The sequence below is a fragment of the Luteibacter sp. NPDC031894 genome (genome assembly GCF_050273135.1).
Taxonomy (GTDB): Bacteria; Pseudomonadota; Gammaproteobacteria; order Xanthomonadales; family Rhodanobacteraceae; genus Luteibacter.
Genome location: NZ_JBNNMV010000002.1, coordinates 498,905 through 511,206, shown reverse-complemented (window position 1 = coordinate 511,206; position 12,302 = coordinate 498,905). Strand labels below are relative to the sequence as shown.

The 12,302-nt window shown below is 65.7% G+C and carries 7 protein-coding genes; 3 read left to right on the top strand and 4 right to left on the bottom strand.

What is annotated here, in order from left to right; translation table 11 throughout:
- Positions 1-1,548, top strand: a complete 1,548-nt coding sequence (locus ACQKIE_RS08255; RefSeq protein WP_427457736.1) for a DHA2 family efflux MFS transporter permease subunit — start codon at positions 1-3, stop codon at positions 1,546-1,548.
- Positions 1,549-1,555: 7 nt separating this feature from the next.
- On the opposite strand, the gene acpA is transcribed toward ACQKIE_RS08255, so the two are convergent.
- Complete coding sequence (gene acpA / locus ACQKIE_RS08250) at positions 1,556-3,232, bottom strand: acid phosphatase (RefSeq protein ID WP_427457733.1); 1,677 nt, start codon at positions 3,230-3,232, stop codon at positions 1,556-1,558.
- A gap of 48 nt (positions 3,233-3,280) precedes the next feature.
- Complete coding sequence (locus ACQKIE_RS08245) at positions 3,281-5,101, bottom strand: family 43 glycosylhydrolase (RefSeq protein WP_427457730.1); 1,821 nt, start codon at positions 5,099-5,101, stop codon at positions 3,281-3,283.
- 241 nt (positions 5,102-5,342) lie between these two features.
- Here ACQKIE_RS08245 and glnA point away from each other — a divergent pair, with 241 nt between their 5' ends.
- Positions 5,343-6,755, top strand: a complete 1,413-nt coding sequence (glnA, locus tag ACQKIE_RS08240) for a type I glutamate--ammonia ligase (protein WP_166700095.1) — start codon at positions 5,343-5,345, stop codon at positions 6,753-6,755.
- A gap of 172 nt (positions 6,756-6,927) precedes the next feature.
- Positions 6,928-8,115 carry an OprO/OprP family phosphate-selective porin gene (locus tag ACQKIE_RS08235; protein WP_427457726.1) on the top strand — a complete coding sequence of 396 codons (1,188 nt, stop codon included), beginning with the start codon at positions 6,928-6,930 and terminating at the stop codon, positions 8,113-8,115.
- Positions 8,116-8,119: 4 nt separating this feature from the next.
- Here the strand turns inward: ACQKIE_RS08235 and ACQKIE_RS08230 are convergent, their stop codons facing one another.
- On the bottom strand, positions 8,120-9,826 hold the full coding sequence (locus ACQKIE_RS08230) for an alpha/beta hydrolase (RefSeq protein ID WP_427457723.1): 1,707 nt from the start codon (positions 9,824-9,826) through the stop codon (positions 8,120-8,122).
- 170 nt (positions 9,827-9,996) lie between these two features.
- Complete coding sequence (locus ACQKIE_RS08225; RefSeq protein ID WP_427457720.1) at positions 9,997-12,174, bottom strand: glycoside hydrolase family 3 N-terminal domain-containing protein; 2,178 nt, start codon at positions 12,172-12,174, stop codon at positions 9,997-9,999.
- Between the last annotated feature and the right edge of the window lie 128 nt (positions 12,175-12,302).

The following is a 12,302-nucleotide window of genomic DNA, read 5'->3' as shown; positions in this document are numbered from 1 at the left end:
ATGGGTAAGTCCGATCAGGACAACGCCCGGCCACCGCTGACCGGCGGTGCCCTCGCCCTGTTGACGGCGGGCGTGGCGCTGGCCACGTTCATGGAGGTGCTCGACATCTCCATCGTCAACGTGTCGGTGCGCACCATCGCGGGCAATGTCGGCGTCAGCAGCAACGAAGGCACGATGGCGATCAGTGCCTACTCGATGGCAAGCGCCGTCATGCAACCGCTCACGGGCTGGATCGCGAAGCGCTTCGGCGAAGTGCGGACCTTTTCGGTGTCGGTCATGTTGTTCGTCGTGTTCTCGGCCATGTGCGGCCTGTCGCAGAGCATGCCGATGCTGATCGTGTTCCGCCTCTGCCAGGGCGCGGTGTCGGGGCCCATGGTGCCGTTGTCGCAGACACTGCTGCTCAACAACTATCCCGTGGCGAAGCGGCCCATCGCGCTGGCGCTTTGGGCGATGACCGTCGTGGTCGCCCCGGTGTTCGGACCGATCCTCGGCGGATGGATCACCGACAACTACCACTGGTCGTGGATCTTCTTCATCAACATCCCGGTGGGCATCTTCGCCATCGTCATCACCTACGCGCTCCTGCGCGACCGCGAATCCAAGATTGTGAAGGTCCCGATCGACGCGGTCGGCCTGTTCCTGCTCGCCGTAGGCGTCGGATGCCTGCAGTTCATGCTGGACAACGGCAATGACGACGACTGGTTCACCTCGAAGACGATCACGGCGTTGGCGATCGTATCCCTCGTGTGCCTGACCTTCCTCGTGGCCTGGGAGCTGATGCACAAGAGTCCCGTCGTCGACTTGAGGCTGCTCGCGAAGCGTAACTTCCTCGTCGGTGTCCTATGCCTGTCGCTCGGCATGTTCGCCTTCTTCGGCGGCACCGTGGTGATGCCGATGTGGGTGCAGGAGGTGCTCGGCTATACCGCGACGTGGGCGGGCTTCGTCGTGGCGCCGATCGGTGTCCTCGCGATCGTGATGTCGCCCCTGGTCGGCGCGTTCCAGAACAAGTTCGACCTGCGGTTGTTGAACACGGTCGGTTTCGCGATCTTCGCGGGTGCTTCGTTCTACATGTCGACGCTGAGTACCAACGCGCCGTATAGCGAACTGGCGTTGCCGCGCATGTGCATGGGCGCCGGCGTCGCGCTGTTCTTCGTGCCGGTCAACCAGATCATCCTTTCCGGACTGCCCGACGAGCAGGTGGCCAGCGCATCGGGCCTGTCCAACTTCTTCCGCACGTTGGCGGGCAGCATCGCCACCGCTGTCAGTACCACCATGTACTCGCATCGCACGACGTACCACCACGCCGTGCTGGCGGAAAACGTGAGCGAAGGCAGTCGTACCACCAGCGAGTACCTGGAGCGCTTCCAGGCCTTCGGCGTGCAGGGTCCCACGGCGAATGCCGCCCTCAATCGAATCGTCGACATGCAGGCCGCCACCCTCGCCGTGAACGACGTCTTCTGGATGTTCGGCCTGATGTTCGGCCTCGCGATGATCGCGGTGTGGTTCGCGAAGCCGCCATTCGCCTCCGGCGGCGCCGGAGGCCACTAGGCCGCGCTTACGTGAACTGGAGCGTCTCGGTCAGGTCGCCGGGGGGCGGGCCGCCCGCCGCCACCATCGCCTCCTCGCGCATCTTCAGGCCCGGCAGCTTTTCCAGCTTGAAGCGGCGGGTGAGGAAGCGCGCGATGGACCCGGTGTCGTAGATCGTATGTTCGACATGGCCCTTCTTCGCGTGGGGCGAGACCACCAGCGCGGGGATGCGTGTACCTGGGCCCCAGCGATCGCCCTTGGGCGGCGCCACGTGGTCCCACCAGCCGCCGTTCTCGTCGAAGGTGACGATTACCAGCATGTCTTTCCACAGCGGACTCGTACGCAAGGCGTGCACGACGTTGGCGATGTGGCGGTCGCCGGCTTCCACGTCGGAGTAGCCGGCGTGCATGTTGAGGTCGCCCTGCGGTTTGTAGAACGTTACCGCCGGCAGCTTGCCGGCCGCGACATCGGCGAGGAAATGGTTGGTCGAGGGCGTTTCGCCGATGCCTCCGTCACGCAGGTGCCGCTTGCGCGATTCGGTACCGGGCGCGAGGGAGACGAAGTAATTGAGCGGCTGGTGGTGCGGCTGGAAGTTGGGCGTTTGCGGGAAGCTGCCGTCGCTGCCGTCGCCCTTGCCTTCGAGCGCGGCCTGGAAGCCACCGCCGTACCACGCCCAGTCGACATCCTTCGCCGAGAGCATGTCGCCGATGTGTTTATGCGATTGCGGCGGCAGCGTGTTGGCGCTGCTCGCGTCGGCCAGGAGCGGGTTCTTCCGGTCGACGTTGAAGCCGGGCGAGTAGGGCGGACCGATGGTGTTCACCGCCCAGAAGTCCGGCGTCAACGTGTTGTGGTGCGCGAACTTCGGCTTGCCGTCCATGGCGCTCTTCGGCGAGTCCTCCGCCATCTTCAGGCGATGGTCCGTCGGCTCGCCGCTCTCCGTCACCGCGATGTTGAACTGCGCGGGGCTCTTGTCGGCATTCGGATAGAACGGTGGCTGCGCGGCCACCAGGTACTGGTGGTTGAGGAACGAGCCACCGAACGCACCCATGAAGAAGTTGTCGCACAACGTGAACTGCTCCGCGAGCCGCCACAGGCGAAGGTGCACCGGTGCGCTCGCGTAGTAGCCCATCGTGAGGGCGCCGTTGTCGCCCCACGCCACGAAGCCGTCGTTCCTGCCGCCGTTGATCTGCAGTTGGTTGTTGTAGAACGCGTGGACGAGGTCGCGGGTGACGAGGCCGTGCGGCAAGGGTGTCGTGCCGTCGCCGGTGTGCAGCGCCCAGGGCGCATTCGGCAGGCCGGCGATGTCTTTCTCGACGATCTTGTACGTCTTGTGGTCGACGACCTGTTCGTGCGGCACGAGACCGCCCCAGATCGGTGGGAGCGTGTCGAGCACCTTGCCGTCGCGATCGCGCTGGAGGTGGCGCTCTTTCGGCACGGCGCTCAGCGGTTGCTGCAGGCCGGGGAACTCGCCGAACAGATTGTTGAAGCTGCGGTTCTCCGCATAGATGACGACGACATGCTGGATGTGCTTTTCGAGAAGCGCGTCCAAGTCCTTGCCGCTGGGCGCCGGCGCCGCCGGTTTCGCACCGTTTGCGGAGGCATCCTGGAGGCCGCCCAGCGCGAGCAGCGCGCCGGTGGTGGCCATGCCGCCGAGCAACCGGCGCCGACCGGTGTCGGGTGTATCGTCGTCGTGCCTGTTCGTCATGCCATGACCCTGTGCGGTTCGCGTAGTAGCGGCCCAGGCCGCGAACTCCTACGGAGCCAACTCGACGACCTTGGACAATGCGGAGACGCCACGTTCGTCGAAAGCCTCCACGGCCACGACATAACGAACGCCCTTGTTGAGAGAGCGAAGCGTAAACGATGTCGGCTGATCCGCGAAGCGCTGGTAGGTCGAATGCAGCCGGTCGGCGGCGAGACCCCAGCGAACGTTGTATCCCACCACGCCAGGCACAGGCTTCCAGGCGATCGTCGCCTCACGCGTGTCGCTGCCACGCGTCGCCACGAGACCTTCCGGCGCGGCCGGCGGTGCGCCATCCGCGTTGCCGAAGACACGCAGGTCGGAGATCGCGAGATGTTTCGCGCCCACGTGCTTGTGCCTGTAACGAACGTAGCGCAGGCGCTGCGGTTGTTGCAGTTCGATGTACGCATTCGGTCGGTCGCGTGACTCGTTCGACAGATCCGCGAGCGTTGTCCAACGCTTGCCGTCGCTCGAGCCCTCCAGGACGAACTGCGTGACGAGATCGGGCGCGTCGCCGTAACGGTCCGATTTGAAATCCGCATAATCGATCTGCACCGCGCGTACCGTCGGCGTCCCGCCGAGGTCCAGGGTGAGCGTCTGGCCAGCTTCGTTGGACTTCGCCACCCAGAACGTCCGCGGGTCTTCGTCGGTAAGCGCAGAGGCCGGATGCTCGGCTAACGACGACGAGGCGACGACCTTCTTCCGGTAGGAAAGCAGCATCCATCCGGTGAAGGTGTCCTCCCCCTCACGCAAGGCGTGGTCCGGCATGCGGTGCGGGAAGTCTCCGAAGCGCGTGTCGATCCACATCTGGCCGTCGTCGTGCCAGCCTGCGGGAAACATGTCGATGCGGCGTTCGAAGGTCCAGTTCACGCCCAGCCACGCGGTGCCCGTGTTCCAGGCGTTGCCATACGCATCCTCGAACGTCGATCCATGGCCGGCACCCGTGACGAACCCGCCTGGCTTGTAGCCGACAGGGTTGTACGGCGCGTATTCGAACGGCCCCAGCGGCGATGTCCCGACGTAGACGCCCGTGGCGTACGCGTTGTACTCGGTGCCCGGCGCGCCGTACTGGAAGTAGTAGCGCCCGCCGTGCTCGTTCATCCAGGACCCCTCCATGTAGGCGGGTTTGTCGCCCATGGTGTGGTCGGGGCCGAAGCGCTCCCAGCCATGCCGCGCGGGGTCCATGTGGACCAGCGCGCTCGGCGGCGTCAGGAAGGCAAGGCGCTTGCCTTCGCCTTCGCGCGAAGCGAGGCGGAGATCGAGCTGCGCGCCGTAGAGCGGGTAGGTGTCCGACGATCCCCAGTACAGGTACACCTTCCCGTCCTTGTCCTGGAACAGGCCCGGATCCCAGGGACCGGGCGGGAGCGGACCCGAGGCTTCGGTCTTCCCTGCCTCGTCGTACTGCGTGGCGCCGGGCACAACCGGCAGTTGCCGGGTCCAAAAATGCCATCGCCCACTGGCCGGATCGGTGGTGACCATCAGCGGTCGGGGCGCGAACGCCGACTGCATGAGGAACAGCTTCCCGTCGGCTACCAGGGTCGCGGGCGCCACGAGACCGTTGAACGGCCAGTGGTCCGGCGTCACGAAGTCCCAGCGCACCAGGTCCTTCGACATCCAATAGCCGTCCGCGAGCGTCTGGAACATGTACCAGGCATCGCCGAAGCGCACGACCGCCGGGTCGGCACCCGTCCGGTACGAGATGCCTTGGTTCATCTGCTCGAAGTTGTAGCGGTAGTCGATGTCGATCGGGTTGGCGTAGGTGCGCTGCGCACCGGTCGCGTGGAGCGGCGGCACCGCGAAGACGATGGCGGCGACGGCGAAGAGGAAGCGCATGGCAGGTCTCTCGGAGGCGATCCTGCATCGTGCCAGCGTAATGGCGGTTACGCCCTCGGGCATGCGGTGCCCCACCTCGTGGTGCAACCCGTCCTGCATTGCACCACAATGGTGCGTTCGCACAGTCCCCGATCCGGCGGTCTATGATGCCCCGGCTTGGCCGAGGCCACTCCGTCGATGGCGGAGGTGCTGGCATAGCGATTGCTAACCGCATTCCGCCCCAACCCCATTCGAGGTTTGTATGTCCGCCGCTTCCAAAGTGCTGAACCTGATCCAGGACGAGGAAATCGAGTTCGTCGACCTGCGCTTCGCCGACATCCTCGGCAAGCACCACCACGTCACGTTCCCCGCCCACGCCATCGACGAGAGCACTTTCGAAGACGGCAAGATGTTCGACGGTTCGTCGATCGCTGGCTGGAAGGGCATCAACGAGTCCGACATGGTCCTCATGCCGGATCCGGAAACCGCCCACCTCGACCCGTTCAGCGCGCACAAGCAGCTGATCCTGCACTGCGACGTGCTCGAGCCGAGCACCATGCAGGCCTACGGCCGCGACCCGCGCTCCATCGCCAAGCGCGCCGAGGCCTACCTGAAGTCCACCGGCATCGCCGACACCGCGTTCTTCGGTCCGGAACCCGAGTTCTTCATCTTCGACTCGGTGCGCTGGCAGAACGACATGGGCCGCGTGTTCTATGAGATCGGCTCGGAAGAGGCGGCCTGGTCGTCGCGCTACAAGTACGACGGCACCAACACCGGCCATCGCCCGGGCGTGAAGGGCGGCTACTTCCCGGTCAGCCCCGTGGACAGCCTCGGCGACCTGCGCGCCGACATGTGCAAGGTGCTTGAGTCGCTGGGCCAGGTGGTCGAAGTGCATCACCACGAAGTCGCGAATGCCGGCCAGTGCGAAATCGGCACGCGCTTCAACACGCTGGTGAAGAAGGCCGACGAGCTGATGACGATGAAGTACGTCATCAAGAACGTCGCCCACCAGGCAGGCAAGACGGTGACCTTCATGCCGAAGCCGATCGTCGGCGACAACGGCTCGGGCATGCACGTGCACCAGTCGCTTTCGAAGAACGGCGAAAACCTGTTCGCGGGCGACCTGTACGGCGGTCTCTCGCAGACGGCGCTGTGGTACATCGGCGGCATCTTCAAGCACGCCAAGGCCATCAACGCCTTCGCCAACTCCACCACCAACAGCTACAAGCGCCTGGTGCCTGGTTTCGAAGCCCCGGTGATGCTCGCCTACTCGGCGCGCAACCGCTCGGCCTCCTGCCGCATCCCGTACGTGTCCAGCCCGAAGGGCCGCCGCATCGAAATCCGCTTCCCGGATCCGATGCAGTCGGGCTACCTCACCTTCACCGTGCTGATGATGGCCGGCCTCGACGGCATCCTGAACAAGATCGACCCGGGTGCACCGGCGGACAAGGACCTGTACGACTTGCCGCCGGAAGAAGAGAAGAACATCCCGCAGGTCTGCGCGAGCCTCGACGAAGCGCTGGTCGCGCTCGACAAGGACCGTGAGTTCCTCAAGGCGGGCGGCGTCTTCACCGACGACTTCATCGACGGCTACATCGCGCTGAAGATGCAGGAAGTCACGCGGTACCGTGCGAGCACCCACCCGCTCGAGTTCCAGATGTACTACGCGATCTGACGACGATCGCAAGGTGAGGGAGAAGGGCGCCGCGGCGCCCTTTTCTTTTTCTTAAAGACCTGGAGCGACCTGCCGATGACATACCTGCGGCATTGAGTGGATTCTCAAGCGCGCTGTATAGTCATCCATAGTGCAAGCCGGTGCAGTCGGCTCGCTTGAGAGGGGCTCCACCTTGAATAAGATCATCCTCGGCGCTTTCGCGCTGATCGCGCCCGCGTTTGCCGCGGCCGCCGACGCACCGTCCAACAGCTACGACTGGCGGACGAACTGGCCGACGCACCATGTGTTCGCCGATGGGACCGACCTGGGTCTCACATTGAAGTACCAGTACGACTCGGACCGCTTCTCGCACGACGAGGGGCTCTACGACGATGCGCACACCAACCGGCGCAAGGAATTCGGCTTCTTCATCCGCAAGAAGGGCGTGTACGACGGCACCGTCGTGTTCGACTTCCAGACGAAGACCTGGCTCGACGTGTTCTTCCGCATGCAGGGCAAGGCGCTGTTCGGCAGCGATGTCGGCGCGTTTCGCGTCGGCTTCATGAAGACGCCGGTGGGCTTCGAGGGCAATACCAGCACGGGCAGCACCTCGTTCATGGAGACCTCGCTGCCGATGCAGGCCATTTACGCGAACCGCCGCGTCGGCCTGGATTGGGCGCTCACGCGCAAGGCGTATCTCGTCCAGCTCGGCTACTACAAGGGCGGCAACCTGCAAGGTGACCTGGATGGCCGCATGGTCGCCGCGCGTGCCGCCTGGACGCCGCTGAATACGCCGGGCGACGTGCTCCACCTCGGCGGCTCGTTCTCTCGCGAGGAGCCGGAAGGCAGCACCGATGGCCGCGGACGCTACAACCCGCCCAACGTGCGGCTCCGTGCGTTGCCGGAGGCGGGCCTCGTGAGCCAGCGCCTGGTCGACTCGGGCGCACTCAGCATCGCCGACCACGTCGATCGGCGCGGCCTCGAAGGTCTATGGATACACGGACCGTGGTCGTTGCAGGGCGAGTACCTGTCCGCCGCCGTACACCTCAAGGACAAGCCCACCTACGACGCGCACGGCTGGTATGCCTTCGGGAGCTGGGTGATGACCGGCGAATCGCGTACCTACAACGCCGGCAATGTCGGGGACATCGTGCCGAAGGGGGCGTGGGGCGCGCTCGAGTTCGTGCTCCGCTACAGCACGCTCGACCTGGACGACGGCCCCACATTGGGCGGCACCGAGCACGACTGGACGGTCGGCGCCAACTGGTACATCACGAAGTACCTGAAGCTGCAAGGCAACTACGTGCGCGCGACGAGCGATCGCCGTGACCTGCGCGTGGATCCCCACATTGTCGAGGTGCGCGCGCAGGTCATGTTCTGACCGGTCAGAGTTCGTCGTGGCCGGCAGGGAGCGGTACGTCGACTGGCACGGGCACGCTGGCGAGTGCCGGGGCTGCACCCGGAAGGGCGTCGAGAGGATTGTCGAAGCGCCCCTCGCAAGCGGCGATGCGGCTCGCGGATGCCGGCACGATGCCCGTGAGCAGGTATCGCGCCGCGGTGCGTTCGACGCAAGGCGAGGTGGTGTAGTTGAAGACGCCATGCAGGGACGACCCGCGCACCAGGAGCATGTTGGCCGTGGCGAAGCGGTCGACGATGCGGCGGGCACCGCCGATCGGCGTCGACGTGTCCTTTTCCGACTGGATCAGCAGGAACGGCGTGACGTTGCCAAGGTGTGCCAGGTCCGGTGCGCGTGAACTGGGCGCGCCCCAATGCAGGCAGACCAGTTCATCCAAGGTCTCTTCGCCGGTGACGCTGAAGTAGCGGGCGGCATCCTGCCGCAACGTGTCCCGGATCGCCTCTTCGCCGCGCGTCCACGCCCAGTCGTTGCAGGGAACGAGGGTGCGTACTGCATCCTGGTCGGTCGCCGTGAAGAAGCCATGGGGAATGCGCGGCGGCGCATACAGTACCGACGCCAATCGCGACGCTTCCCAGCGGATGCTTCGGTCGAGGGTGTGGTCGGCGCTCGTCGGTGAGCGCTGGAGGATGTAGGCCAAGGCGTCGAAAGTGGCTGGGTTGTCGCGTCGCATCCACGACGCGACATGCAGCGCGGCGGCGAGTCGAACCGGCAACGTCATCTCCCGTACCCAGACCTCGCGTATGCGGGGCGGCAGTTCGTCGATGGCGCTCGCGGCATCGTTCGAGGTGCCGAGGCCGTACCGGCGCGCGTTCGCCAGCAGGGGCGCGACGGCTTTACGGGTGAACTCGCCATGCAGCGCGAGCATGGAGGCGCGGGTCGCCATACGATAGTCGCGCGTGAAATCCAGCGTGGAATCGAGCAGCATGCGGCCAGCGTGCTCTGGATACGTGGCCGCGTACCACGCGCCCACCATGCCGCCATAAGAGATGCCATAGAAGTGCAGCCGGTCGTCGCCGAGGCTGCGACGAAGCGCGTCCATGTCGTGGACGAACTGTTCGGTATTGATGTAACGCGCGCTCTCGAAAGCACGACACCCCTGGACGACGGCGCGTGCGTCGGCGACCGCGAGGTTCCACGTGTCGTCGTCGAGGTGGGTGGGCAGGAAGGGGAAGCCCCTCGGGACCGATGGCCCGCAACTGAACTCACTGCTGCCTACCAGCCCCCGGGGAATGACGGCGACGAAGTCGTAACGCTCCGACAGTCGCCGCTTGTCGACCTCGTCCGGATCGTTCGGATTCGCACGCGCCCACGCAGCGGCCGTCGCTTGCAGCAGTTTCCCCGGATGCGAACCGGGGCCGCCGTTGTTGAAGAAGATGGCCCCTTCGCGTTGTGTCCGCGTGCCTGCCCGCACGCGGACCACGCCGACTTCCATCATGCGACCGTCGGGAGCGACATGGTCCAATGGCACCGTCATGGAGCCGCATTGCAAGCGGTCGCCAAGGCTGTCCGAGGTCGACCCGACCCAACTTTCGGGACAGGCTCCCCATGCGATGACCTGTGGACGTTGCAACGATCCGGTCAAGGCACGTGGCGTGGCGACGACGACTCGTGCCGACAAAGCAGCGAGTGCGGCGATCGCCACGGCGGTGGCGATGCGGTGATGGCACGACTTCATGACGGTGCTCCTTGATGTGGAGCGCCAAAGTAGACGGCTGACCGCATGGACACAGCCGGGCGTGGCTGAAGAAACGTGCGGTAATCCCCTCGAAACGCTTCGGATACTGCCTGCGTCGATGTTAGGTATCCAATTTCGTCTCGCGTACCGGGGCAGAGCCCTGCGAAAAGTCAGTCGGCGCGTAGTACGAACGTCGCGGGTTCGCCTGTCACGGACGAGCCGGCGATCCAGACGAGGAAGTCGCCGGGCTCGGCCTCGAAGGTCTTGCCGTCGCGATGGGTGAAGGCAAGGTCCTTCCGCGTCAGTTCGAAAGTGACGTCCACCGTTTCACCCGGTGCAAGCAGGACCTTCCGGAAGGCCTTGAGTTCGCGCACGGGCCGCACGCGGCTGGCGACACGATCGTGGATGTACAGCTGCACGACCTCTTCGCCGACGACGTCGCCCGTGTTGGTGACCGTCGCCGATACGACGACGGTGTCGTCCCAGCCGGCATGTGCGGGCACGCGGGGCGCGCTGTAGCCGAAGGTCGTGTAGCTGAGGCCATGCCCGAACGGATACAGCGCCTCGAAGGTGACTTCGCGGTAGCGCGACTTGAACGCCGGCGGCTGGTCGGCCAGTTCCGGTCGGCCCGTGCGCGGGTGGTTATAGAAATAGGGTTGCTGCCCGGAGTCCTGGGGAAAGCTCACCGGGAGTCGGCCCGAGGGGTTGTAATCGCCGAAGAGGACGTCGGCGATGGCGGGACCGGTCTGGCTGCCGAGGAACCAGGTGACCAGGATCGCGTGGGCATCGCGCACGGCACCGTTCAATGCGAGCGCGCGGCCGTTCTTGAGGAGCACCACGACAGGCGTGCCGGTGGCGACCACGGCTTCGGCCAGCGCCTGCTGCGCGGCCGGCACGACGATCTGCGTGCGCGACTGCGCTTCGCCGGAATAATTCTGCGGTTCGCCGATCGCCAGGACGACGACATCGGCACGCCGTGCCGCGACGACAGCGGCGTCGATGCCGCCCTCGATGGCTTCCTCCACGCCGGACCCCGCCACGACCTCGAGGGACGTCGCGTCGGCGAGCGCCGCGCGCAATCCGCTCTCGATGTTCGTGTGGCGGGACGTGTCGCCGAACAGGGTCCAGCAACCCTCGAGGTTGTCCGTGTCCGCGCCGAACGGACCGATCAAGGCGAGCTTCTGGCCGCTCTTGCGCAGCGGCAGCACGCCTTCGTTCTTCAGCATGACGATGGAGCGCCGGGCGGCGTCACGCGCGAGTGCCGCGTGCTCGCTGTCGCGCGAGCGATCCGCCTCGGCCGTCGGGTCGAGCGAACGGTAAGGATTGTCGAACAGGCCGATGGCCTCCTTCACCGAGAGGACGCGGCGCACGCCCTCGTCGAGCACGTCCATCGGCACGGTACCCGATGCGACGAGGTCCGGCAGGTGCGCGGCGTAGAAACCACTCTGCATGCTCATGTCCACGCCAGCGAGGAAGGCGAGGCGTGTGGCGTCGCGCTCATCCTCGGCGAAGCCGTGCGCGATGAGCTCCATGTCCGCCGTGTAGTCGGACACCACGAGTCCACGGAAACCCCACTCGCCGCGCAGGAGATCGGTCATGAGGCCCCGATCCGCCGACGCCGGGACGCCGTTGATGTCGTTGAACGCACTCATGAAGGTCAGCGCGCCCGCGTCGAGCGCGGCTTTGAACGGAGGCAGGTGCACGTCGCGCAGCGTCTGTGGCGCGATGTCGACCGAGTTGTATTCCATGCCGGCCGTGACGGCGCCATAGGCGGCGAAATGCTTCGGCGTGGCAAGCAGCGAATCCGCTGCCTTCAGGTCACCACCCTGGAAGCCGCGCACGCGCGCCGCCGCGAAAGCCGAGCCGAGCACCACGTCTTCACCCGCGCCTTCGGCGACGCGGCCCCAGCGTTGGTCGCGCGCGACGTCAACGGCTGGCGCGAACGTCCAGTGGACGCCGGCCGCCGTGGCTTCGACGGCGGTGGCGCGCGCCGTGCGTTCCGCCAGGTCCGGCTCGAACGACGAGGCCTCGGCCAGTGGAATGGGAAACACGGTGCGCATGCCGTGAATCACATCCGCACCGAAGAGCAACGGGATACCGAGCCGGCTTTCTTCCACGGCCACGCGCTGGGCCTCGCGTCCTTCGGCCGCGCCGACGCCATTGAACAACGCGCCGACCTTGCCGGCGCGCACTTGCTCCAGGACCTCGGCCGCCCCACGCGCATTGACCTCGGGGTTGATGTCCGGCGCGAACGGGCGCACGGCATCGGCGAACACGCCCAGCTGGCCGACCTTCTCCTCGACGGTCATGCGGGCTATCAGGTGTTCTACGCGGGAGTCACGGTTCATGGTCTGGCCTTGGGAGGCAACGGCGGGGCAAGTCAGGCGGGCAAGGATACCGGCATCGCGTGCGGGAGTGGGCACGTAAATTTCGTTACACGTAAACGATTACGCCCTTGGGGCGCAATATTTTCACG

Coding starts and splice junctions, on each gene's coding strand:
- ACQKIE_RS08255 (WP_427457736.1), top strand. CDS start 1: ATGGGTAAGTCCGATCAGGACAACGCCCGGCCACCGCTGACCGGCGGT.
- acpA (WP_427457733.1), bottom strand. CDS start 3,232: ATGACGAACAGGCACGACGACGATACACCCGACACCGGTCGGCGCCGG.
- ACQKIE_RS08245 (WP_427457730.1), bottom strand. CDS start 5,101: ATGCGCTTCCTCTTCGCCGTCGCCGCCATCGTCTTCGCGGTGCCGCCG.
- glnA (WP_166700095.1), top strand. CDS start 5,343: ATGTCCGCCGCTTCCAAAGTGCTGAACCTGATCCAGGACGAGGAAATC.
- ACQKIE_RS08230 (WP_427457723.1), bottom strand. CDS start 9,826: ATGAAGTCGTGCCATCACCGCATCGCCACCGCCGTGGCGATCGCCGCA.
- ACQKIE_RS08225 (WP_427457720.1), bottom strand. CDS start 12,174: ATGAACCGTGACTCCCGCGTAGAACACCTGATAGCCCGCATGACCGTC.